Consider the following 23,774-nt stretch of genomic DNA (forward strand, 5'->3'; position numbering starts at 1 on the left):
TATCGGCGTGTTAATTTCACTGATACAGTTAGCGCTTAATCGCTTGATAAACTTTAAATTTCCCTGTTTTAGCTAGCACCTCATGGCTACCGAATGCTTTATCCAGTAAATCAGGGTAAGGTAAAAAAGCATTGGCGACTATGCGCAAGCGCCCGCCCTTTTTCAGGAATTTAGGTGCTTGGTAAATCATATTTTCAACTGCACGGTAGCTAGTATTTAGCCCATCATGGAAAGGTGGATTAGAAATAATCCAGTCAAACTTATCATGAATATCTGAATAAGCGTCACTTGCAACCACTTTGCCTGTTAGCTGATTAGCTTCAAGTGTAGAAGCTGCGGAATCTAATGCGGAGGCACTGACATCACTTAATGTAAGTTTTATTTCTGGGTTTTGGGAACCAATAACGGCCGCCAATACGCCATTACCGCAAGCTAAGTCTAATAGGTCACCGCTCATAGGCTCTGTAAGTGTAGATAATAATAAATCACTACCGATATCGAGTTCCATATGGCTAAATACGCCTGGTAATGCATTAATTCTAACATTATCAATTTGATAATGACGCCACCAGCGAGAAATATCAAACTGGGTCGGTTGCTCTAGTTCGCCATAATACAAACCACAGCGGCGTGCAGAGTCAATTTTTTGCAAGCTAGCGATGCCTTCCATTATAGACTCGGCACTTTTTACCCCGCTACGGTTCTCCCCTACGATAAATATTTGGCTACCAGTAGTGAGGTGGGTACAAAGATCATCAAGCTGAAAACAAGCTTCTTGCTTGTTTTTTTGCCAAAAATAGATGAGTGTATTACAGGGCTGAATAAATTCAGCTGGGGTTGTCGCAGAGTATAACGCCATTTCCCCCATTAACGGTTGTAAACGTTGCCAGTGGTGATACTGGTTCGTAATGACACGAACGCTTGCTGCTTCTAAGGTTGCTGCAAGTTCATCCTGAATGTCACCGGCCAAAATGACATGACGATCTGTAAAATGTTCGAGATGGCGCTGTATAACTTCGCTGGCAGGTGTCAGTAATGACATATTCTGTCAATCTCCTAAAATAATAGATAACCGATAACACATTACCAGAAATGGGAGAAATAGCATTGCTCTGTTGGCGCTATTAATCCCCTTTGATAAGATGTGGTTGTACAATTGCGACTGGAAAAATAAATGACACGACGTGACAGGCTTTTAGAACAAATGGGGATCACTCAATGGATGGTGAGAAATCCAGCTGTGTTACGTGGTGAACGTGGTGTAAGGATCCCAGCGTCGACTAAGCTTATTATTATTACTGATGAGAACCTCGATTTAAATAGCCAACTGCTAAAAGATATTTTTCTATCAATGAATATTGTCTCTGATGATGTTGTTTGTGTTAATTCAGAGCAGTTAGGTTTACTCCCAACACCAATAATAACGCCTTGTTGGGTATTAGGTGGCGAAACCCACCCCGAAGGTTCAAAAATCACGTTTATTTCACCTGTTTTGTCTGAGCTGATGTCGAGTCACAGCGCTAAACAGGCACTATGGAAACAAATTTATCAATATGATGAAAATATCAACACTAAAGCAATCTGATCTCGCAACTGCTTTCTTAATTGAGAAGTTAAGTCATGACTTCCCATGGACTGAGCGTGTTTTTTATGGGAATCAAGGGGAAAAGTATCATAACATTAAGATTTCTATTAATAATCAAGTTGTTGGGTATGCAATAACTCAGTGTGTGTTGGATGAAGCCACTTTATTCAATATTGCTGTCCATCCTGACTATCAAGGGCAGGGGTATGGTCGTTTATTACTCGAGCAACTGATCAGCGATTTAGTTAAAAAAGGTATCTTAACCTTGTGGCTAGAGGTTAGGGAATCGAATGCATCAGCATTACATCTGTATGATAAGCTTGGCTTTCATCAAGTAACAGTACGGAAAGATTATTACCCGGCGAAAAAAGGCCGAGAGGATGCACTTGTCCTCGCTCTAACATTATTGAATGACGAATAAATACGGTTATCATTTTAAATGTGGAATTAAAAACCCCAGCACGAGACTCGTGCTGGGGTTTTGTTATTTAGGTTCTTATTTTTCTGTTTCCGAAAGAATGGTTTTATTCATCAGCTTAATATCTTCTTTCTGTTGTATTTTTGCTGCTGCTTGTGCATTCACTTCTTCGTTCAGGCCTTTATAGGTGGAATAACACATGATTAGCATCATGATAGATAATGGAACAGCCATCGCAACAAGGGCTGATTGTAAGCCGGATAACCCCCCAGTCATGATGAGTACTATTGCAATCGCTGCAATGATCACACCCCAAATTGTTTTCGTCACATGAGATGGGTTTGGGTTCCCATTTTCACTTACCATACCGAGTACGAAAACCGCTGAGTTTGCTGAGGTAACAAAGAAAATCAACACCAGAACAATAGCTATCATACTAATAAAGGTTGAGGCTGGAAAATAATCTAAAAATTTAAATAACGCAGAAGTGACATCGGTTTTTACTGCGTCAGCCAGTGCTGTTTGTCCTAGGTTTTGAATAAGATGGATTGCAGACCCACCCATCACGGCGAACCAAGCGAATGCACTTAATACAGGAATGAATACGGCACCAATCATAAATTCTTTAATCGTTCTGCCTTTTGAGATACGCGCTACAAAGCTACCGACTAATGGTGCCCATGCAATCCACCAACCGAAGTAAAAGAGTGTCCAGTTCGCAATCCAAGTTCCATCGTTGTACGGCTCGGTGCGAAAAGACATACTGACAAAGTTTTGTACGTAATCACCAATGCCTTGGAATAACACTTTTAAAATCGTTTGTGTTGGACCAGAGATAAAGATAAATGCCATCAACCCTATAGCAAGTACGATATTTAGGTTGGATAGATGCTTAATTGCCCCCTGCAGCCCTGAAATAGTGGAAGCGATATATACGACGGTGATAATGGCAATTAAACCAATTTGTACATAAATACTAATTGGTAACCCCCACAAATAGTTCATTCCACTGTTAACTTGTAGTGTACCAAAACCGAGTGATGTTGCGATACCGATAACGATGGAAAGCATCACTAACACGTTGATCCATTTACCAATCGAGCCGTAAATACGATCACCAAGTAATGGGTAAAATACTGAGCTCATTGATGCAGGGAGTTTCTTTCTAAATTGAAAGTAACCTAATGCAACGCCGACGAGTGCATAACAAGCCCAAGCTGATACCCCCCAGTGTAGGTAGACATATTGCATCGCCGCTTTGGCTGATTGCTCTGTAGAGCCTTGGCCAATTGGTGGACTAATATAATAGGAGACGGGTTCCGCTACCCCCCAAAACATTAAGCTAATGCCAATTGATGCGCTAAATAGCATCGCAATCCAAGTGACGGTGCTGTATTCCGGCTTGTCATCATCATCGCCTAGACGAATGTGCCCAAATTTAGAAAAACCAAGGAACATACAAAAGGCAAAAAAGATAAAAACGGAACCTAAGATAAACCAACCTAGGTTGTTGTAGATAAAACTTAAAGCTGAGTGTGAAAATGCTTCCAGTTTGTCAGGGATAAAGGCGCCAAAACTAATTAGCGCCAAACTAAAGACTAACGACACGTAAAATATAGACTTCTTATGATTCATCATACCTCTTCTCCGGTTGCTCACTTATTTTTTTTGTATGAGAGTTGGCTTGCAGGGAATTCCTATTGTGTTTGTAAGGTTGTTTTTCGTTAATAGCTACTGTTGGTTTACAGAGAATAGCCATGCAAAGATTGCGTAGTCAACAAATAATTAACTTGTCATTAACAGAATCGGTAAATATATATTGCCTATTGTATTGTTTTTATTGATGAAATAATGCATGAATAAATTTTAGTCAATATTTTGTTTGATCATTATTGAGATCTGGATTAACATCCATAAAAAATATGTTAACTATAAGTTTACAAAGTGAGGGCAATTATGAGCAATGCAACCAAAGTCATTTCGATCAATGATCACCTTGATATTGATAACGCATGGACGATCCCTGCACGTTATTACACTTCTGATGATATTTTTGAGTATGAAAAAGAAAAAATATTTGCTAATTCATGGGTTTGTGTTGCCCATATCAGTGAAGTAAAAGAAAAAAACTCGTATATCACTCGTGAACTTATTGGTGAAAGCCTCGTGATCGTTCGTGGTCGTGATGATGTTTTACGTGGTTTTTATAACGTATGTCCACATCGTGGTCACCAATTAATCAGTGGTGAAAGTGGCAAAGTTAAGAATGTGATTACTTGCCCTTATCATGCATGGGCATTCAAGCTGGATGGTCAATTAGCACATGCGACCAATTGTGAGAATGTGAATAATTTTGAATCAGATGCCATGTCATTAAGCTCTTTCCATGTGACTGAACATGCAGGGTTTATTTATGTCAATATGACAACTGAAGAACCTCAACCAATTGAACAGCAATTACCTGGTTTAGCAGAAAAAATGCAAGAAGCCTGTGCTGTGATTGGTGATTTAAAATTGGCAGCACGTTTTGTCAGCCGTACCCCAGCTAATTGGAAAACTATCGTTGATAATTATATTGAATGTTATCACTGCCCGACTAACCATGTTAGTTTCGCGAGTTCAGTGGATGTTAGCGTATATGAACATCAATTATTGGATAACTGGACCGTACAAATCGGTAAAGCTAAACCTTCAGAGTCTTCATATCAGTTTGATGAATCTGTATTAGATCCTCGTTTCTTTGGTTTTTGGATTTGGCCAAGCACAATGTTCAATATGCCGCCAGGAGGGGATTTTATGACGGTTATCTATGAGTTCCCTGTCAATGCCGGAGAAACATTGCAGCATTATGATATTTACTTCCTTAATGAAGAGTTGACGGAGTACCAGAAAAATTTAGTCGAATGGTATCGTACCGTTTTTCGTCCTGAAGATTTACGTCTCGTTGAAAGTGTTCAAAAAGGCTTGAGATCTCGCGGTTACCGTGGGCAAGGCAGAATTATGGTAGATAGGCAACGCAGTGGTATTAGTGAACACGGTGTGGCTCATTTCCATAAGATTTTAGCTGGTGCGCATAGCGAGTAATTACGTTATTGAATATAAATGAACGAGGAGAAGTCACAAATGCATAAGTTAACTAACCCAGCGCTATTTCGTCAGACATGTTATATCAATGGGCAATGGGTTGATTCAGGTCAGAAAATCCCTGTGACTAATCCTGTTGACCAATCTGTGCTGGGAGAAATTCCCAGCTTGTCGGCAAGACAAGTGGATGAGGCTATTGAGCAAGCTCACATGGCGATGGAAGGTTGGCAGCAGCTTACCGCCAAGGCTCGTTCTATCATTTTACGACGTTGGTTTGAGCTTATCGAAGCCAATGTTGATGATCTCGGTCGCTTAATGACCTTAGAACAGGGTAAGCCATTACATGAAGCTAAAGGTGAAATTCGCTACGCCGCTTCATTTATAGAATGGTTTGCAGAGGAAGGTAAACGTGTTTATGGGGAGACTATCCCTCAGACTGTTGGGAGTAACCGGATTTCGACAATTAAGCAACCTATCGGGGTGTGTAGTGCCATTACACCATGGAATTTCCCCGCTGCGATGATCACCCGTAAAGCGGCACCAGCTCTTGCGGCAGGGTGCAGCATTATCATCAAACCAGCGACAGAAACACCTTTTACGGCTCTTGCATTAGCTCAATTGGCCGATGAGGCGGGTATTCCAGCAGGGGTTTTTAATGTTGTGACGGGGGAATCGCGTATTTTAGGCGAAAGACTGACAAAACATGAGCTTATCAGTAAGTTTTCGTTTACAGGTTCGACACAAGTAGGCCGAATATTATCAGAACAGTGTGCATCGACTATAAAGAAAACGTCGTTAGAACTCGGTGGTAATGCGCCTTTTATCGTCTTTGAGGATGCAGACATTGATAAAGCAGTAACTGCCACTATTCAAGCCAAGTTCCGTAATGGTGGGCAAACCTGTGTTTGTGTTAACCGTTTCTATATTCATACTGCTATTTTTGATGAATTTAAAACCAAGTTTGTCGCAGAAGTGGCCAAATTAACCGTCGGAAATGGGCTTGCTGCGGGTACCGATATTGGGCCAATGATTACATCTAAGGCAATAGAAGGAATGAATGCATTATTGCAAGATGCATTAGCGAAAGGTGCTAAATTATTAACATTAGGTAATGAAATCAAAGAACAAGCCAACTTTTTTAATCCAAAAGTATTGGTAGATGTTGATGATTCAATGGACATTGTTCATGAAGAAATTTTTGGTCCTATTGCCACATTGATCCGCTTTAATGATGAGAGTGAAGTAATTTCTCGGGCAAATAATACTATTTATGGGCTAGCGGCGTACTTTTTCTCTCGGGATGTGAATCGGGTATATCGTGTCGCAGAAAAGCTGCAAAGTGGTATGGTCGGCATCAATACTGGTTTGATTTCTAATGAGGTTGCGCCATTCGGCGGTGTGAAACAATCTGGTTTAGGGAAAGAAGGCTCTCGTTATGGCATTGAGGATTATTTAAGCATTAAGTACTTGTGTATCGATATTGGATAAGGAAGGAGAACAGTGATGAACCAAGCAAAAATCGCGGTAAATGTTAGCCGAATAGAGAAGGTTAGCCCAAACATCAAAATGTTCGAATTCGTTGCACAGGACGGTACTTTTATGCCCTTTAGTGCGGGAAGCCATGTTACCGTTCATATGGGGGGAGAGGCTGGCTTACAGCGTGCGTATTCACTCATTAGTGATCCGCAACACTGTGGGAGTTATTGCATTTCTGTTCTGCGTGATGAAAATTCAAAAGGTGGCTCAGCTTTTATGCATGAGCAGTTATCTTTAGGGGATAGTTTATATTTATCCCCTGCCCAGAATTTTTTCTCGCTTGAGAAAAACAGCAAGTGTAAGCATGTTTTGATCGCTGGAGGGATCGGTATTACGCCATTTCTTTCTTATTTATATGAGTTAGAGCACGGCAATATGGATTTTGAACTCCATTACTGTTTTCGTGACCGCAAAACGGCGGCTTTTGTCGAACATTTACAAGAGCGTATTGGCGACCGATTGCATGTATACGATAGCAGCCAAGGGCAGCGAATGTCAGTTGAGCAGTTAATCAAAAGCCAACCAAGTCATAGTCATGTTTATGTATGTGGTCCGGAATCATTAATTAATAATGTGATTGAAGAAGGTCAAAAACATCTTGGCGAGTCACAGATTCACTTTGAAAATTTTGGCGAAGTCGCGAGTGAAGGTGAGTCATTTGAAGTGCATTTTCAGCGTTCAGGGATTAGCTTAGTTGTTGGTGAAGATATGTCTATATTACAGGCAATCGAAGCAGATAAGCGCATTAATGTGGAATGTTTATGCCGTAATGGAGTCTGTGGTACTTGTGAAACGGCAATATTAGAAGGGGAGGCAGACCACCGAGACCTATACCTTGATGATGATGAAAAAGCGCAGCAAAAAACCATGATGCTGTGTGTGTCTCGCGCCAAAACTAAGCGGCTAGTGCTTGACCTATAACCGGGTTGCCCCATGATTACCCAATGGGGCAATGATTAACCACTCAGATATCTTTTAACTCAAACATTAAAAATATCTGCTGTTCATCATTAACATGTTGATAAGCTGTAATTTGTTTATCTTGAAAAACAACCTGCCCTCGGCCAGTATCGAGTACTTCATCTAGCCATGATTTATGACTAATGACTAATTGATACAATAAGCGTTGTAGGTCGAGGTAGTCTATTTCAGATGAGAGGCTGTTTAAATTACTGGCTAAAATTTCACCCGCTTTGTCTGTGAAAACAACAAGATGATTGAAATGAGAAAGTAAAACATCAAAGTAGCATTTGATTTTACGTAAGCGTAATTCATTATTTTTACGTTCAGTATTGTCTAAGCTAATCCCGACTAATTTAGTTACTTTTCCATTTGAACCCCGAACACCTGTGGCACGAGATGTTATCCAGCGGTATTCACCTTCCCAGTTAATTTTGAAATCCATTTCATGGGCTCCACCTTCGCGGATGATTTTGGAATAACCATTAACCAGTTTTTCTTTAGAGTGGTGATCCATTAATGCCCAGAAATCTTCATTACTGGTGATTTTGATGCCATAAACGGCTTCAACGTTATCAGAGTAATTGAGCTCTCCGCTCATTAAGTCCCATTCCCATGTGACGATATCCGCAGATTCTTGGAGGTGGACTTCATTTATATTACGCATGACCCCTGCATTGGTGACAGTAATTAGGCTATTGGTGTATTCACCGTATTTCAACCAAATTTTGTCGACATCCAATAGTGTGGCGAGTTTTTCAAGGTTATCTTCATCTATCATGCCACCTTTTGTCCATTTATTGACCGCGGTTCTTGAGACACCAAGGGCTTCAGCTGCTTTTAATTGGCTCATTTTTTTCTGTTTTAGCAGTTTTAATAAACGTTCTTTGAATGTCTCTGCTTCTATCATCAATGCATATCCACCTTTTGCTAATAAAACTTAATTAAGTGCGTTCATGGTGTAAATTGTTGGTGAGGAATTGCTCTAAATTTTCAATAAACACTCTAAGATTAGCACTAGTTCGGATACTTCTCGAATAAACAGCATAAACATCTGCTGTTTGGTGCCATTGTGGTAAAACACGTATCAATTGACCAGATTGCAATTCGGGAAGCACGCTCCATAGGGAGCGCAGCAGTATGCCTTCGCCACTTAAACACCATTGTTTGGCCACTTCACCATTATTGACGGTCAGCTTACTGTTCGGTGTGACTGTCATACTTTCTTGTTGCTGCTCAAGTTTCCAAACAGCTGGAGCTTGGTTGCGTTCCTTGATAGCAATGCACAAGTGTTTTTGCTCAAGCTGTTGCGGATATTTAGGGTAGCCATATTTAGCCAAATAGCTTGGTGATGCGCATAAAACCCGCTGGTTATGGGCGATACGTCTAGCAATGAATTGCTCGGAAATGGCGCCTCCGATACAAATATCAACATCAATATTTTCATTGATAATATCGACGGATTTATCTGTCAGTGTAAGGTCAATCCCTAGTAAAGGGTAACTTTCCCGTAATGTGAGGATGAACGGGTTAATGTATGTACTACCAAACCCGGTGCTACAACTAATGCGAAGCGAGCCACGGATCTCTTCTCGACATGCATTAAGCTGCTCTTGCATATGTTCAAGTTCTGCTAACATCGCTTCACTACTGCGTAAAATTATCTGCCCTTCATGGGTGAGTTTAATTGAACGAGCAGTCCTAAAAAATAATATTTGCCCTAAATTTTCTTCGAGCAATTTAATTCGTTTAGAGATATAAGCAGGGGAAACCAACAGTTGCTGAGCTGCTTGAGAAAAACTCATTAGGCGCGCAACAGTCACAAAAACGCGGATATCCTCTAATGCTGGGAGCTTGTTCATAGTTTGTAAACCTAAGGATTACACTTCATGCCTATACTTTATCACAGCAAGCCATAAACTGGAGAACAAACATACCCAATTCATTTATCAGAGGTTTTCACTATGTCACAATTTAATATCGCAGTAATCCCAGGTGATGGCATCGGTACAGAAGTGATCCCTGAGGGGATAAAAGTTTTAGAAGCGGCAGCGAGTAAACATAATATAAAGCTTAACTTTACGTATTTTGATTGGTCATGTGAAACTTACCATCGTACGGGGCGTATGATGCCTGAAGATGGCTTAGAACAATTGAAAAAATTTGATGCTATTTTTTTAGGGGCGGTTGGTTTCCCTGGGGTGCCTGATCATATTTCTTTGTGGGGGTTATTACTGCCAATTCGTCGCGCATTTAACCAGTATGTGAATCTTCGCCCCGTACGTTTGTTTGATGGCATCAAGTGCCCACTTGCGGATAAAAACCCCGGAGATATTGATTTTTATGTGGTGCGTGAAAACGTGGAGGGTGAGTATTCGGCTATTGGTGGTATTCAATATGAAGGTACTGATGAAGAAATGGTGTTGCAGCAAAGTATCTTCACCCGTAAAGGTACCGACCGTATTTTAAAATATGCGTTTGACTTAGCACAATCGCGCGACAAAAAACATTTAAGTTCCGCGACTAAATCGAATGGTTTGTTTCATTCAATGCCTTATTGGGACAGTCGGGTAGCTGAAATGGCAAAACAATACCCAGAAATTAAAGTCGACCAATTCCATATCGATATTTTTGCTGCCAACTTAGTTCGAATGCCTGAGTTTTATGATGTGATTGTTGGGTCAAACTTATTTGGTGATATTTTGTCTGATTTAGGGCCTGCTTGTACTGGCACGATTGCGATTGCACCATCTGCAAATATTAACCCTGAAAAAGAATTTCCATCAATGTTTGAGCCAGTTCATGGCTCTGCGCCAGATATTGCAGGGCAAAATATTGCAAACCCAATCGGTACTATTTGGGCCGCAGCCATGATGATGCAGCATTTAGGCTGCCAAGATATCCACGATACTATTATGAGCGCAGTGGAAACTGCGATTAAACAGCGCCGGAACTTAACTCGTGATATGGGGGGGGATGCCAGTACACAAGCACTTGGAGAGGAAATTGCTCACTTAGTGGCGCTTTAACCAGTGGTTTATATTGTTATCATTTAGCTAATTTGCTACAGGGTCGAGGTACTGTTTTACGTGTACCTCGATGCTTTGATTGTTAATACCCCCAAGATCTGCGAAAATATCCACCAATTTTGATTAACAAAACGGATTTGCTGCGCTTAGAGCCAAATCAAGCCTCTTCGAATGCCTATACAAATCTGTATATAAACGAAAAGAACGGTTAAATGACAGATCAGAACTTTCTCCATGAAGTTAGCACACGTAGAACGTTTGCTATCATATCCCACCCCGATGCGGGTAAAACCACAATCACTGAAAAAGTGTTATTGTTCGGGCATGCTATTCAACGGGCTGGTACGGTAAAAGGCCGGGGTTCTAACCAGCATGCTAAATCCGACTGGATGGAAATGGAAAAGCAGCGTGGTATTTCGATTACTACCTCTGTCATGCAATTTCCTTATAACGATTGCCTTGTTAACCTACTTGATACCCCAGGGCATGAAGATTTCTCGGAAGACACTTACCGGACGTTGACTGCGGTTGACTGCTGCTTGATGGTTATTGACTCAGGTAAAGGGGTTGAAGACCGGACACGTAAACTGATGGAAGTTACTCGCTTACGTGATACGCCAATCTTAACATTCATGAATAAATTGGACCGTGATATTCGCGACCCAATGGAATTAATGGATGAAGTGGAAAACGAGCTGAAAATTGCCTGTTGCCCAATCACATGGCCTATAGGTTGCGGTAAATTATTCAAAGGTGTTTACCACTTACTGCGTGATGAAACCATCCTATACCAAACAGGTCAAGGCCATACAATTCAAGAAATTCGCATTATTAAAGGGTTAAATAACCCTGAATTGGATGCTGCTGTGGGAGACGAACTGGCAGCCCAATTACGTGATGAACTTGAGCTTGTTCAAGGCGCATCCCATGAATTTGACCATGAAGCATTTTTGCAAGGTGAGTTAACCCCGGTATTTTTTGGTACGGCTTTAGGTAACTTTGGTGTTGACCATATGTTAGACGGGCTAGTCGAATGGGCTCCACAACCACAAGCGCGTAAAACAGATTTGCGTGAAGTGAAAGCAACAGAAGAAAAATTTACGGGCTTTGTGTTCAAAATCCAAGCTAATATGGACCCGAAACACCGTGACCGTGTTGCATTTATGCGTATTGTTTCAGGTACTTATGAAAAAGGCATGAAACTACGTCAAGTGCGTATTAAAAAGGATGTGGTAATTTCTGATGCCTTAACCTTTATGGCTGGTGACCGCTCTCAAGTTGAGAATGCTTATGCGGGGGATATTATTGGCTTACATAATCATGGGACTATCCAAATCGGTGATACCTTTACACAAGGTGAAGAGTTGAAGTTTACGGGTATCCCTAACTTTGCACCTGAATTGTTCCGCCGTATTCGTTTACGTGACCCATTAAAACAAAAGCAACTGTTAAAAGGCCTTGTTCAACTTTCGGAAGAAGGTGCGGTACAAGTTTTCCGTCCGTTAACCAATAATGACTTAATTGTTGGCGCGGTCGGTGTGTTGCAATTTGATGTGGTAGTGGCACGTCTGAAAAGCGAGTATAACGTAGAAGCTATTTACGAAGCCGTAAACGTTTCTACAGCTCGTTGGGTTGAGTGTGACGATGCGAAAAAATTCGAAGAATTTAAACGTAAAAATGAGCAAAATTTAGCACTTGATGGCGGTGATAACCTATCTTATATTGCGCCAACAATGGTGAACTTAAATCTCACTAGTGAACGCTACCCTGATGTTAGGTTCCGTAAAACACGCGAACACTAATACGTTTTTTCTCTCCCGCTACTAGTTTTGTAGCGGGGGATCTTCTTTCGACCTTCTTTTAAAGCCTATTTTTCTGTTTTTTATCGCATTTGCATCAAGAATATTCTGTCTTTGTCTTCTTTCTCTTTATTTTTAACGTTTTTTTACTTAGGCTATATTATTAGTTAGTCCATCACAGTGAAAGGAAGGTTTTTTATGAAAAAAGCAACGCTATTAAGCTGTTTGGGGGTTATTGGGTTGAGCTGGGCGCTCACGGCTTGTAGCTCATCATCAGATAGCGCTTTGAAAAAACAAGCTTCAGAAACGTGGGACAGCGCGTCAAAAACCGTTGAAATGGCGGGTAAAGATACAGGAAATGCAATTTCGAGCGGTGCAAAAAATACGGGTGAGTATATTGATGACTCTGCGATCACCGCTGATGTGAAAGGAAAACTACTCGGTACGAAAGGTATTTCGAGTAATAATGTATCAGTGAAAACCGTTAATGGAGTGGTTTATTTATCAGGTTTTGTCACCTCGACGGATCAAATTGACAAAATTGTACTGGTGGCATCACAAGTTAATGGGGTGAAATCAGTCCAAAATGGTCTGGTGCTTGCCAACTGATTGGTAAATAAATGTATCAATAGCGCAAATTGCTGAATATTTATTATACAGATCCGTTAGAATGGGCTTTCGTTAGAAGGCTCATTCTATTTTTAGGTGGCTTGAGAGCCTTTAGTCAAAAATACAAGAAATAACGGATTAAGGGGTAGTATGGGGAAACACGTCGCAGTGACATTGGGCACTATTGAGCCCCTCGCATTTTTAGACAACATTAACTCGGGGAAAACCGCACTGATATGTGAAGGTGGTGGGCAACGAGGGATTTTTACTGCGGGCGTACTGGACGAGTTTTTAATTTCCGATTTTAATCCTTTTGACTTAATGATTGGTACCTCTGCTGGGGCACAAAATCTTTCTGCTTATATCTGCGGCCAAGCAGGTTATGCACGACGAGTGATTACTCGCTATACCACCAATTCTGCTTTCTTTAACCCACTACGGTTTATTCGTGGGGGGCACCTTATTGACCTTGACTGGTTAGTTGAAACAACGGCAAAAGAATTACCATTGCGGATGCAAGCAGGGCTTGAATTACTTGCATCAGGGCGCGAGTTCTATATGGGGACAAGCCGCAGCGATGACTTTATGGCTGAGTTCTTACAACCTACAGCAGATTCTTGGTTAGATATTATCCGTGCTTCGAGCGCTATTCCTGGTTTTTATCGAACAGGTGTTGAGCTTGGTGGGACTTTGTACCTCGATGGTGGGATCAGCGCGGCGGTTCCTGTTGAAGAGGCTTATCATCGTGGTGCTGAGACGATTGTTGTGATCCGTACAGTGCCATCACAAATGTATTTTACGCCTGAATGGGTGAAAAGAATGACTCGCTGGTTAGAGGGGGATAGTAATGGCTTGCAGCGCATGGCTGCAATGTTAAAAATTCACCTTAAAAGCTACCGTAAGACGCAGGAATTTATTGAAAATCCACCTAAGGATGTACAGATCTTTGAAATTTACCCACCGGTTCCACTCAAGAGCAGTGCGCTGGGAAGTAAAGTTTCTTCATTGAACCAAGATTATCATACGGGTAGACGATGCGGCCGCTATTTTATGGCGGCACTTGGGGATGCGTTTATTGAAAATAGGCGTAGATTTAGCCGTACCTTAGAGCAAAAAATAGAATTAAACCCGATTGATATACAAATCGAGCCAGAAGAACATCGAGATTTAGTCCCTACAATGGCTGTACAGCCCCTAAAAGGGATGCAAGCTAGTGAGAAGCTAGATGGATAATCTGCGGTTTATTGACACCCATTGCCATTTTGATTTCCCACCTTTCAGTGATGCATTTACTGACAGTTTAGCGCTTGCTAAGCAAAATGGGGTGAGTAAGATTATTATTCCAACTGTCAGTGTCGATAATTTTGCACGCGTGTGGCAACTCGCACAGCAGCACTCATCGTTGTATGCCGCGATGGGCTTTCACCCGTTGTACTTAAGCCAGTATCAAGATCAACACATTGATATTTTAGTCGATTACCTTAATAAAAAAGATAAAAACTGTGTGGCGATAGGGGAGATAGGGTTAGACCTTTACATGCAAAATCCACAGTTCGAGCATCAACAAAAAATACTTTCTGCACAATTAAGGCTGGCAAAACAATTCGATTTACCTGTTATTTTGCATTCACGAAAAAGCCACGATCAGCTAGCGGCGATATTGCGCCGTATGGATGTCCCTGCTCGTGGTGTTATTCATGGCTTTGCAGGGAGCTTATCTCAAGCACAAGCTTTTGTTAAACTTGGCTATTATATTGGTGTTGGTGGGACGATTACTTATGAAAGAGCCAATAAAACACGTAATGTGATATCTAATTTACCCCTTTCCTCGTTACTGCTAGAAACGGATGCACCGGACATGCCAGTGTCAGGTTTTCAAGGCGAGCCAAATCGGCCAGAACGTATTCAATGGGTTTTTCGTGCATTATGTGAACTTCGCCACGAATCCCCCGCAGAAATTGCCCAACAACTTTACAACAATAGTTTGTCGTTATTTAATCTAACGGAGTAAAACCGCAAATAAACGATAAATAATATTTATGTAAGCTTGCTACCTATCTATTTTGCTCCATTCATATTTTGCTTTGGTTGATGAGATGTTTAGTGCCTTTCCAGACTAAACCGAGTCTTGTTTGTGATTTTTGTCACATTATTTGAATTTTTATTGTTTATTGCACCACGTATTTGTGATGAGTATTGCGGGTTATTCATGATGACTAGGTATAATCATCAAACTAAGAGACAAGGTGACGTACACGTTTCCTTATATATCAATTTAAAATCAAGTGAACAGGGATCCTTCCATGCAGCTCATTATGAGTATTATAGGAATGGCGGTGCTTATCGCGATAGCCGTCCTATTTTCTAGCAATCGCCGGGCTATTCGACTCCGCACAGTCGGTGGTGCATTTTTAATCCAACTTGTTATTGGCGCATTTGTCCTTTATGTTCCCGCGGGGCGTAGTGTGCTCCAAGGAATGTCTGACGCTGTTTCTAAAGTTATTGGTTATGGTCAAGATGGGATGAGTTTCATCTTTGGGGGCCTTGTTTCCGATAAAATGTTTGAATTATTTGGTGGCGGCGGCTTTATTTTTGCTTTTCGCGTGCTGCCTATCATCGTCTTTTTCTCATCACTGATTGCGGTTCTTTATTACTTAGGCATCATGCAGTTAGTGATTAAGGTATTAGGCGGTGGTCTGCAAAAAGTCTTAGGAACCTCCAGAACAGAATCGTTATCAGCCACAGCGAATATTTTTGTTGGTCAAACAGAAGCGCCACTGGTGGTACGCCCATATATCGCAACAATGACAACATCTGAGCTATTCGCCATCATGTGTGGTGGTTTGGCATCTGTTGCAGGGTCAGTATTGGCGGGTTATGCTCAAATGGGCGTCCCAATGGAATACCTGATAGCTGCATCCTTTATGGCAGCACCGGGTGGGCTATTATTTGCCAAGCTGATGGTACCAGAAACAGAAGATGTTAAAGACAGAGTTGATGCGACGGATTTAGTTGCTGAAGACGAGCGCCCTGCTAACATTATTGATGCAGCCGCTTCAGGGGCTTCATCAGGGATGCAACTTGCGCTGAACGTGGGTGCAATGTTATTGGCTTTTATCGCGTTGATCGCGTTAATTAATGGTATTTTAGGTGGAATTGGTGGCTGGTTTGATTATCCTCAATTATCACTGGAGCTATTACTCGGTTGGTTGTTCGCACCGATTGCATTTCTCATTGGGGTGCCATGGAGCGAAGCGACAGTCGCAGGGTCTTTCATTGGCCAAAAAATTGTTGTGAATGAGTTTGTTGCATTCATGAACTTTGGTGAGTACATGAAGGCAGATGCTGAGGTTTTAGCCGCGGGTAAACAAGTGTTATCTGACCATACAAAAGCGATTATTTCTTTTGCGCTGTGTGGGTTTGCTAACTTATCATCTGTCGCTATCTTATTAGGTGGTTTGGGCGGAATGGCGCCAAGTCGCCGCGGTGATGTCGCACGCTTAGGTATGAAAGCGGTTATGGCAGGTACACTGTCTAACTTAATGAGCGCAACAATTGCAGGCTTCTTCCTGACTTTAGGTGCAGCGGCAGTTGCTTGATGTTGTTTCGAGGGGCAAAAGCTGGCTCTCTTAAACAAATATAACGGAAGGGCTCTTGTCCTTCCGTTTTTAATTTGATGCGTTATATTCTTTTGTGAATTTTTATATCAATCGAAAATTTTCAACTACTCTTAACGTAGTAAATTAATGATAAAGCATGTATCGAAAAGCCATTTGAGAGAATAAAATGGCCGTCAGATTAGGTATAATTGTAATCTGTATCACATTTATTATTTTAATAATGTAACATTCAGTCGATTAATGTGATTTGTAGCACATAAAATAACGCTATTCCATGGTCTACTATCATTAGTAAGCTGCTATGGAACTGCTAGTTCTCAGAGTAAAGTTACTCTAGGGCATGATGCGGTGAGAAGGATCTCAGCTGCTCAGTTCGGAAAGTATCCGACTAGCATCTTTAAGGAACCAAGCCCGCTCGCCAACAAAGAACGTGTCGTTCTGAAGAATTAACAACGTTGGAGAGTTATATGACTGATTTAAAAGCAGCCGCACAACGCGCGCTGACCCTGATGGATTTAACCACTTTAAATGATGACGATACTGATGCAAAAGTGATCGCATTATGCCATCAGGCGAAAAGCCCAGCAGGTAATACAGCTGCAATCTGTATTTATCCTCGCTTTATCCCTATTGCACGTAAAACATTACGTGAACAAGGTACTCCAGACGTCCGTATCGCGACAGTAACGAACTTCCCTCATGGTAATGATGACATCGAAATCACATTAGCTGAAACTAAAGCGGCGATTGCTTATGGTGCAGATGAAGTTGACGTGGTTTTCCCATATCGTGCGCTGATCGCGGGGAATGAAAAAATTGGTTTTGATTTAGTGAAAGCCTGTAAAGAGGCTTGTGCTGCGGCAAATGTGTTGCTGAAAGTGATTATTGAAACCGGTGAATTAAAAGAGGCGGCATTGATCCGCAAAGCTTCTGAAATTTCAATTAAAGCTGGCGCTGATTTTATTAAAACATCAACAGGTAAAGTGCCTGTTAATGCAACATTAGAAAGTGCAGAAATCATGATGCAAGTGATCCACGATATGGGCGTAGCCAAAACGGTTGGTTTTAAACCGGCTGGTGGCGTTCGTACTGCAGAAGAAGCAGCAGATTACTTAGCATTAGCAGGAAGAATTTTAGGTGACGATTGGGCTGATAGCCGCCATTTCCGTTTTGGCGCATCAAGCTTATTAGCAAATTTATTAAATACGCTAGGTTTTGACGTTAAAAAATCAAGCAGCAATTATTAATTTTCGCAATATTGTTAACCGATAAATTCGACTTTAAAGGAGTATATCGTGTTTCTGGCACAAGAAATTATTCGTAAAAAACGCGATGGTAAACCACTAAGTGAAGAAGAAATTCGTTTCTTTATCAATGGTGTTCGTGATAATTCAGTATCAGAAGGTCAAATTGCTGCATTAGCAATGACTATCTATTTTAATGATATGACGATGCCTGAACGCGTTGCTCTGACATTGGCAATGCGTGACTCAGGGACAGTTCTTAATTGGAAATCACTTAACCTGAATGGCCCATTAGTCGATAAACATTCGACTGGTGGAGTAGGCGACGTGACTTCACTGATGCTTGGCCCTATGGTTGCAGCGTGTGGTGGTTATGTTCCGATGATTTCAGGCCGTGGTTTAGGTCATACTGGTGGTACATTAGATAAACTCGAAGCAATTCCAAATTTCGATATTTTCCCTGATGATTCCCGTTTTCGTGACATTATCAAAGACGTAGGTGTTGCCATTATTGGCCAAACAAACTCATTAGCACCTGCAGATAAACGCTTCTATGCCACCCGTGATATTACGGCAACAGTTGATTCAATTCCGCTGATCACCGCATCAATTTTAGGTAAAAAGCTGGCGGAAGGCCTTGATGCTCTTGTTATGGACGTCAAAGTTGGTTCCGGAGCATTTATGCCGACTTATGAAAAATCCGAGCAACTTGCAGAATCGATCGTTAAGGTCGCAAATGGCGCTGGTTGCAAAACAACCGCGTTATTGACTGATATGAATGAAGTATTGGCATCAAGTGCAGGTAATGCGGTTGAAGTGCGTGAAGCCGTACAATTTTTAACAGGTGAATACCGTAACCCACGTTTGTATGAAGTGACTATGGCACTGTGTGTTGAAATGTTAGTGTCTGGATCATTAGCGGCTAATCGTGATGAAGCACGCCAGAAGTTACAAGCGGTATTGGATAACGGCAAAGCTGCTGAAGTCTTTGGGCGCATGGTTGCGGCTCAAAAAGGGCCAGTTGATTTTGTTGAAAATTACAATAAATACCTACCAACCGCAGTATTAAGCAAAGCGGTCTATGCACCAAAAGACGGTATTGTCACACATATGGATACCCGTGCATTAGGTATGTCAGTCGTGACGTTAGGTGGGGGACGCCGTAAAGCGTCAGACCCAATTGACTACAGTGTTGGTTTGAGTGATATCGCGGCGTTAGGTTCTAAAGTAGATACACAAACGCCATTAGCTATTATCCATGCGAACAGTGAAAAAGCATGGGAAGACGCTGCGAAAGAAGTGCGGGATGCAATGGTGATTGGAGATAAAGCTCCACAAGAAACACCGATGGTATATCGCCAAATCAGCGAGTAATAAACAGAGATTTTAGTGGTATGTTGACTTGAATGTACCGCGGGAGAAAAAATATGAAACGCACATTTATTATGGTTTTAGATTCCTTTGGGATTGGTGCAGCGCATGATGCGCATAAATTCGGTGATGAAGGTTCAAACACATTGGGCCACATTGCAGATGCATGTGCTCGTGGTGAAGCAGATATTGGTCGTAAAGGCCCTCTTCATTTACCTAACTTAACTAAATTAGGTTTAGGTAAAGCAGGAGAAGAATCAAGCGGTTCATTCCCTGCGGGGTTAGATCCTAATGCAGAAATTATTGGTGCATACGGTTATGCAAGCGAAATTTCTTCAGGTAAAGATACGCCATCAGGTCACTGGGAAATAGCAGGTGTGCCTGTGCTTTTCGATTGGGGATATTTCTCTGATGAAGAAAATAGTTTTCCACAAGAATTGCTGGATACCTTAGTTAAAAAAGCCAACTTACCGGGTTATTTGGGTAACTGCCACTCATCAGGTACGGTCATCCTTGACCAACTGGGTGAAGAACATATGAAAACGGGGAAACCGATTTTCTATACTTCAGCAGACTCTGTATTCCAAATTGCTTGTCACGAAGAAACCTATGGCTTAGACAAACTGTATGAGCTGTGCGAAATTGCTCGCGAAGAGCTAACTAAAGGTGGTTACAATATAGGTCGTGTTATCGCTCGCCCATTCGTTGGCGATAAAGCAGGTAACTTCACACGTACTGGTAACCGCCATGACCTAGCAGTTGAGCCACCAGCTCCAACAGTATTAAAAAAATTAGTTGATGAAAAACAAGGTGAAGTCGTTTCTATTGGTAAAATTGCCGATATTTATGCGCACGTTGGTATCACTAAGAAAATCAAAGCAACAGGTATTGATGCACTGTTCGATGCGACCGTTGAAGAAATGAAGCTGGCGGGTGATAACACTATTGTATTCACCAACTTTGTTGATTTTGACTCCGCATATGGCCATCGCCGTGATGTAGCAGGTTATGCCGCTGCATTAGAACTATTTGACCGTCGTTTACCTGAGTTAATGAAACTGGTTAAAGAAGACGACATTCTGATTTTAACCGCAGACCATGGTTGTGACCCAACCTGGCCAGGTACTGACCATACACGTGAGCATATCCCAGTGCTGATTTATGGCCCGAAAGTTAAACCAGGCTCATTAGGCCACCGTGAAACGTTCGCGGACATAGGGCAAACAGTTGCAAAATACTTTGATTTGTCTCCGATGGAGTATGGTAAGCCAATGCTCTAATACCCATTACCCGTCATACTTTGAGCTGTAGCGGTGTTGGCTGCACAAAACCACCCTAATCACATACTTGTGTATGCTCATAGGGATGGTTTTGTTTGCCGCCTTGCTACAACTCAAATTATTTAGGGTAATTTCGAGCAATTAAAGGGCGATGGGCGAGTTTTGTCGTCATGCTTTTAGCTGTAGTTCGTTGGCTGTACAAAACCACCCTAATCACATACTTGTGTATGCTCATAGGGATGGTTTTGTTTGCCGCCTTGCTACAACTCAAATTATTTAGGGTAATGGCGGGGAATTAAAGGGCGATGGGCGAGTTTTGTCGTCATACTTTTAGCTGTAGTTTGTTGGCTGCACAAAACCACCCTAATCACATACTTGTGTATGCTCATAGGGATGGTTTTGTTTGCCGCCTTGCTACAACTCAAATTATTTAGGGTAATTTCGAGCAATTAAAGGGCGATGGGCGAGTTTTGTCGTCATGCTTTTAGCTGTAGTTCGTTGGCTGTACAAAACCACCCTAATCACATACTTGTGTATGCTCATAGGGATGGTTTAGCTTGCCGCCTTGCTACAACTCAAATTATTTAGGGTAATGGCGGGGAATTAAAGGTAATGGGCAAGGCTTTGCTGCCATCTTTTTTAATAATAAGGTGGGAGACCACCTTATTAATTTAACAATATTTAATCGTTTAAAGGGAAATAATCATGGCAACTCCACATATTAATGCAGAAATGGGTGATTTCGCTGATGTCGTTTTGATGCCAGGCGACCCATTACGTGCAAAATACATCGCTGAAACTTTCCTTCAGGATGTTCGCCAAGTCAATAATGTGCGTGGCATGTTAGGTTTTACAGGGACTTATAAAGGTCGCAAAATCTCTGTTATGGGTCACGGCATGGGGATCCCTTCATGCTCTATCTATGCAAAAGAGCTGATCACCGATTTCGGTGTAAAAGTGATTATTCGTGTGGGCTCATGTGGCGCAGTGATGGATGATGTAAAACTGCGTGATGTTGTAATAGGTATGGGCGCTTGTACGGATTCGCGTGTTAACCGCCAACGTTTTAAAGAAAATGATTTTGCAGCGATTGCAGACTATGACTTAGTCCACAATGCGGTTGAAGCAGCAAAAGCAAGAAACGTGAATGTGCGCGTTGGTAATTTGTTCTCTGCGGATCTGTTCTATTCACCAGACCCTGATATGTTTAAAGTGATGGAAAAGTACGGCATTCTGGGGGTTGAAATGGAAGCTGCAGGTATCTATGGTGTGGCGGCTGAGTTTGGTGCGCGCGCATTAACGATTTGTACCGTTTCTGACCACATCAAAACGGGTGAACAAACCACGTCAGAAGAGCGTCAAACTACGTTCAATGAGATGATTGAAATTGCATTAGATTCAGTGCTATTAGGCGATAAATAGTCGTTAGATGTTTTCATTATGCACTAAAATGCCACCTATTGTGTGGCATTTTTTATCGCTATTTTTTGATTCTACTCATCATCACGGCATCGACATATTGCCCATCACGAAACGCATAGTCTCTCATGCGGCCTTCGAGTTCAAAGCCAAACTTTTCATATAGCCCAACACCACTGCCATTTGCCGCAAATACTTCTAACTCAATACGGCGCACATTCAACCAGTTATCGCAATAATCCACCATCACTTGCATCAGTTGTGAGCCAATACCTTTGCCTTGGTGAGCTTCACTGACGGTAATACCGAAAGTGGCGACATGGCGACGGCGTACTTGGTTAGGCTGACTAATGACTAGCAAACCTACAACTTCCTTATCAATAGTGGCAACAAATTGTGTTATCAACGGATCACTCGTGCCTAGCCGGGCTTCCCATATTTTTTCGCTTGGATAAGGAAGTTGCAATGTGTTGGCATATGCCGAATAGTCAGCGTGCATTTGGGTGATTGCAGGGACATCGTCCAGTGTTGCTCTGCGGATGGTTACATTATTCATATAGAATCTCTTTATCGTTATTTATTATAAGAATATTAATCAGATTAAAACGATAATCTGTCAATCGATAGTCATCAACGTCATGAAAGGCATTACAAATTGAGTGACTAAAAATAAACAAAATCGCTATCTGATATCACAACATAATAAATAGATATACGATTTTGGCTATATAGCGTTCAGTAATTTATTCAGAGGAATTATCATGCTTGAATCAATGAGTAAAAAAAATTTTTTCACTAGTTTAACAATGAAAAAAGTTCACATAAAGAGTGCTCCAAAAAAAGTTAAAAAATATGTTACTAAACAAATTAAAAATATTAAACAGACTCCAACATTATCGCCCATAAATCTAAGAGAAAAGAATAAAAATAATATTGATGATATTAAATATGCAGAGCCTCCTCTTCACGGTGTATTGAAAGGTAATAATCTAACTCAAGTTGGACTTGAAAGAAATGAATATAGAATAAGAGTCATTAAGAGGACGGAATGGCCGCCATTGATGGAAGCGATTACCATTCCAAATGAAATAGAAGAAAATTTCTATAGCTTATTGAAAAATAATAAAGTAGACAATAAAAGCATTGATCTCATTAAAGAAACAATTAGAGAAATGAAAAAAACGAAATCTTCGGATGACGTTGTTATTAAAATTTATGACTTTTATGAGCTTTTTATAGATAAAGAATATGTTACAAATGAATTCATTGTTAGCTATTTAAAAGAACCAATGGAGATAGCTAAAAATACACAATGTATTGATTTAAAACCTCTTCCTCCGCTACCAAAAGAAACTATAAAAATACCAGAACCGATTGATGTTGCTAATCAGTTATATAATAAATTAACTGAAACAATTTCTAAAATGAGTAGAATAAAAGATGTTCCCGATAAGCTATTTATTCACTTTAGAGAGAATGTTTTGAGTTTGAAGAGAGAAGAGAAACCAGAAGTATTTATTAAGAAACTAAATGAGTTATACGAATATGCATTTGAGATCTTACCGCAGGCAACGCTGAATAGAATTGAGAGTAATCTTGGTGATTATATAAAAATAAAGACTGCAATAGTCAAGCCTGTCCGTATATTCGATGATCTCAAGAAGAAACCTAAAAGCTTACGGGAGCGATTATTAAATACTATTGAATGTAAATTGTTTTTTCTCATAAAAAAAATAAAAAAAGCTTATTTAGAGGTAAAAAAAATCTTTTGTTTTTGAATAGCAATAATGATAGTGCTGGATAAAAAAGCCAACAATATA

Annotated in this window: 21 protein-coding genes; 16 read left to right on the forward strand and 5 right to left on the reverse strand. The window is 41.0% G+C overall.

What is annotated here, in order from left to right; genetic code table 11:
* Positions 1-28: 28 nt before the first annotated feature.
* A complete protein-coding gene (gene rsmC / locus P3L56_RS03105) occupies positions 29-1,042 on the reverse strand; it encodes a 16S rRNA (guanine(1207)-N(2))-methyltransferase RsmC (RefSeq protein ID WP_129466887.1) in 1,014 nt (337 codons plus the stop codon).
* A 132-nt stretch (positions 1,043-1,174) separates the two neighbouring features.
* Here rsmC and P3L56_RS03110 point away from each other — a divergent pair, with 132 nt between their 5' ends.
* Together P3L56_RS03110 and rimI are read left to right on the forward strand one after the other, a co-directional pair.
* Positions 1,175-1,585, forward strand: a complete 411-nt coding sequence (locus P3L56_RS03110; protein WP_042849071.1) for a DNA polymerase III subunit psi — start codon at positions 1,175-1,177, stop codon at positions 1,583-1,585.
* Entirely contained in the window at positions 1,554-2,006 is a 453-nt protein-coding gene (gene rimI / locus P3L56_RS03115; RefSeq protein WP_042849070.1) for a ribosomal protein S18-alanine N-acetyltransferase, read from the forward strand. The genes P3L56_RS03110 and rimI overlap by 32 nt, the downstream gene beginning before the upstream one ends.
* Before the next feature lie 75 nt (positions 2,007-2,081).
* Here rimI and P3L56_RS03120 read toward each other — a convergent pair whose 3' ends face one another.
* Positions 2,082-3,641, reverse strand: a complete 1,560-nt coding sequence (locus P3L56_RS03120; protein WP_198861130.1) for a BCCT family transporter — start codon at positions 3,639-3,641, stop codon at positions 2,082-2,084.
* A gap of 318 nt (positions 3,642-3,959) precedes the next feature.
* On the opposite strand from P3L56_RS03120, the gene P3L56_RS03125 reads away from it, so the two are divergent.
* From P3L56_RS03125 to P3L56_RS03135, 3 genes are read left to right on the forward strand one after another with little or no spacing between them, the layout of a single operon-like run.
* Complete coding sequence (locus tag P3L56_RS03125) at positions 3,960-5,087, forward strand: aromatic ring-hydroxylating oxygenase subunit alpha (RefSeq protein WP_042849069.1); 1,128 nt, start codon at positions 3,960-3,962, stop codon at positions 5,085-5,087.
* Positions 5,088-5,126: 39 nt separating this feature from the next.
* Positions 5,127-6,575: an NAD-dependent succinate-semialdehyde dehydrogenase gene (locus P3L56_RS03130; RefSeq protein ID WP_272686259.1), complete on the forward strand. Its 1,449-nt coding sequence runs from the start codon at positions 5,127-5,129 to the stop codon at positions 6,573-6,575.
* Between the two features lie 15 nt (positions 6,576-6,590).
* Entirely contained in the window at positions 6,591-7,544 is a 954-nt protein-coding gene (locus P3L56_RS03135) for a PDR/VanB family oxidoreductase (protein ID WP_272686258.1), read from the forward strand.
* A 43-nt stretch (positions 7,545-7,587) separates the two neighbouring features.
* On the opposite strand, the gene P3L56_RS03140 is transcribed toward P3L56_RS03135, so the two are convergent.
* Together P3L56_RS03140 and P3L56_RS03145 are read right to left on the reverse strand one after the other, a co-directional pair.
* Complete coding sequence (locus P3L56_RS03140) at positions 7,588-8,493, reverse strand: helix-turn-helix domain-containing protein (RefSeq protein WP_042849066.1); 906 nt, start codon at positions 8,491-8,493, stop codon at positions 7,588-7,590.
* Positions 8,494-8,527: 34 nt separating this feature from the next.
* Complete coding sequence (locus P3L56_RS03145) at positions 8,528-9,445, reverse strand: LysR substrate-binding domain-containing protein (protein WP_042849065.1); 918 nt, start codon at positions 9,443-9,445, stop codon at positions 8,528-8,530.
* Between the two features lie 102 nt (positions 9,446-9,547).
* On the opposite strand from P3L56_RS03145, the gene P3L56_RS03150 reads away from it, so the two are divergent.
* From P3L56_RS03150 to deoD, 10 genes are all read left to right on the forward strand, one after another.
* Positions 9,548-10,612, forward strand: a complete 1,065-nt coding sequence (locus tag P3L56_RS03150) for a tartrate dehydrogenase (protein ID WP_042849064.1) — start codon at positions 9,548-9,550, stop codon at positions 10,610-10,612.
* Between the two features lie 212 nt (positions 10,613-10,824).
* Positions 10,825-12,414 (forward strand): peptide chain release factor 3, encoded by a 1,590-nt coding sequence (prfC, locus tag P3L56_RS03155; RefSeq protein ID WP_042849063.1) that lies wholly within the window; start codon positions 10,825-10,827, stop codon positions 12,412-12,414.
* Positions 12,415-12,609: 195 nt separating this feature from the next.
* The gene (locus P3L56_RS03160) at positions 12,610-13,020 is read left to right on the forward strand and encodes a BON domain-containing protein (protein ID WP_042849062.1); all 411 of its coding nucleotides are present in this window, start codon (positions 12,610-12,612) and stop codon (positions 13,018-13,020) included.
* A 150-nt stretch (positions 13,021-13,170) separates the two neighbouring features.
* Positions 13,171-14,253, forward strand: coding sequence for a patatin family protein (locus P3L56_RS03165; protein ID WP_129466886.1), 1,083 nt, complete (start codon positions 13,171-13,173; stop codon positions 14,251-14,253).
* Positions 14,246-15,031: a TatD family hydrolase gene (locus P3L56_RS03170; protein WP_129466885.1), complete on the forward strand. Its 786-nt coding sequence runs from the start codon at positions 14,246-14,248 to the stop codon at positions 15,029-15,031. Before P3L56_RS03165 ends, P3L56_RS03170 begins: the two co-directional genes overlap by 8 nt.
* Before the next feature lie 304 nt (positions 15,032-15,335).
* Positions 15,336-16,619, forward strand: a complete 1,284-nt coding sequence (locus P3L56_RS03175) for a NupC/NupG family nucleoside CNT transporter (protein ID WP_173424848.1) — start codon at positions 15,336-15,338, stop codon at positions 16,617-16,619.
* 488 nt (positions 16,620-17,107) lie between these two features.
* Complete coding sequence (deoC, locus tag P3L56_RS03180; RefSeq protein WP_272686257.1) at positions 17,108-17,887, forward strand: deoxyribose-phosphate aldolase; 780 nt, start codon at positions 17,108-17,110, stop codon at positions 17,885-17,887.
* Between the two features lie 48 nt (positions 17,888-17,935).
* Complete coding sequence (gene deoA, locus P3L56_RS03185) at positions 17,936-19,258, forward strand: thymidine phosphorylase (RefSeq protein WP_071547692.1); 1,323 nt, start codon at positions 17,936-17,938, stop codon at positions 19,256-19,258.
* A gap of 53 nt (positions 19,259-19,311) precedes the next feature.
* The gene (gene deoB, locus P3L56_RS03190) at positions 19,312-20,535 is read left to right on the forward strand and encodes a phosphopentomutase (RefSeq protein ID WP_042849057.1); all 1,224 of its coding nucleotides are present in this window, start codon (positions 19,312-19,314) and stop codon (positions 20,533-20,535) included.
* 705 nt (positions 20,536-21,240) lie between these two features.
* Complete coding sequence (gene deoD, locus P3L56_RS03195; RefSeq protein WP_004914779.1) at positions 21,241-21,957, forward strand: purine-nucleoside phosphorylase; 717 nt, start codon at positions 21,241-21,243, stop codon at positions 21,955-21,957.
* Positions 21,958-22,015: 58 nt separating this feature from the next.
* Here deoD and P3L56_RS03200 read toward each other — a convergent pair whose 3' ends face one another.
* Positions 22,016-22,510, reverse strand: coding sequence for a GNAT family N-acetyltransferase (locus P3L56_RS03200; protein ID WP_166686103.1), 495 nt, complete (start codon positions 22,508-22,510; stop codon positions 22,016-22,018).
* A 205-nt stretch (positions 22,511-22,715) separates the two neighbouring features.
* Between P3L56_RS03200 and P3L56_RS03205 the strand changes: the two genes are divergently transcribed.
* Positions 22,716-23,732 (forward strand): hypothetical protein, encoded by a 1,017-nt coding sequence (locus P3L56_RS03205; protein WP_272686201.1) that lies wholly within the window; start codon positions 22,716-22,718, stop codon positions 23,730-23,732.
* Positions 23,733-23,774: the final 42 nt, after the last annotated feature.

The organism is Providencia sp. PROV024 (assembly GCF_032709665.1).
In the GTDB taxonomy this organism is placed as follows: Bacteria; Pseudomonadota; Gammaproteobacteria; order Enterobacterales; family Enterobacteriaceae; genus Providencia; species Providencia huashanensis.

Coding starts and splice junctions, on each gene's coding strand:
- rsmC (WP_129466887.1), bottom strand. CDS start 1,042: ATGTCATTACTGACACCTGCCAGCGAAGTTATACAGCGCCATCTCGAA.
- P3L56_RS03110 (WP_042849071.1), top strand. CDS start 1,175: ATGACACGACGTGACAGGCTTTTAGAACAAATGGGGATCACTCAATGG.
- rimI (WP_042849070.1), top strand. CDS start 1,554: ATGATGAAAATATCAACACTAAAGCAATCTGATCTCGCAACTGCTTTC.
- P3L56_RS03120 (WP_198861130.1), bottom strand. CDS start 3,641: ATGATGAATCATAAGAAGTCTATATTTTACGTGTCGTTAGTCTTTAGT.
- P3L56_RS03125 (WP_042849069.1), top strand. CDS start 3,960: ATGAGCAATGCAACCAAAGTCATTTCGATCAATGATCACCTTGATATT.
- P3L56_RS03130 (WP_272686259.1), top strand. CDS start 5,127: ATGCATAAGTTAACTAACCCAGCGCTATTTCGTCAGACATGTTATATC.
- P3L56_RS03135 (WP_272686258.1), top strand. CDS start 6,591: ATGAACCAAGCAAAAATCGCGGTAAATGTTAGCCGAATAGAGAAGGTT.
- P3L56_RS03140 (WP_042849066.1), bottom strand. CDS start 8,493: ATGATAGAAGCAGAGACATTCAAAGAACGTTTATTAAAACTGCTAAAA.
- P3L56_RS03145 (WP_042849065.1), bottom strand. CDS start 9,445: ATGAACAAGCTCCCAGCATTAGAGGATATCCGCGTTTTTGTGACTGTT.
- P3L56_RS03150 (WP_042849064.1), top strand. CDS start 9,548: ATGTCACAATTTAATATCGCAGTAATCCCAGGTGATGGCATCGGTACA.
- prfC (WP_042849063.1), top strand. CDS start 10,825: ATGACAGATCAGAACTTTCTCCATGAAGTTAGCACACGTAGAACGTTT.
- P3L56_RS03160 (WP_042849062.1), top strand. CDS start 12,610: ATGAAAAAAGCAACGCTATTAAGCTGTTTGGGGGTTATTGGGTTGAGC.
- P3L56_RS03165 (WP_129466886.1), top strand. CDS start 13,171: ATGGGGAAACACGTCGCAGTGACATTGGGCACTATTGAGCCCCTCGCA.
- P3L56_RS03170 (WP_129466885.1), top strand. CDS start 14,246: ATGGATAATCTGCGGTTTATTGACACCCATTGCCATTTTGATTTCCCA.
- P3L56_RS03175 (WP_173424848.1), top strand. CDS start 15,336: ATGAGTATTATAGGAATGGCGGTGCTTATCGCGATAGCCGTCCTATTT.
- deoC (WP_272686257.1), top strand. CDS start 17,108: ATGACTGATTTAAAAGCAGCCGCACAACGCGCGCTGACCCTGATGGAT.
- deoB (WP_042849057.1), top strand. CDS start 19,312: ATGAAACGCACATTTATTATGGTTTTAGATTCCTTTGGGATTGGTGCA.
- deoD (WP_004914779.1), top strand. CDS start 21,241: ATGGCAACTCCACATATTAATGCAGAAATGGGTGATTTCGCTGATGTC.
- P3L56_RS03200 (WP_166686103.1), bottom strand. CDS start 22,510: ATGAATAATGTAACCATCCGCAGAGCAACACTGGACGATGTCCCTGCA.
- P3L56_RS03205 (WP_272686201.1), top strand. CDS start 22,716: ATGCTTGAATCAATGAGTAAAAAAAATTTTTTCACTAGTTTAACAATG.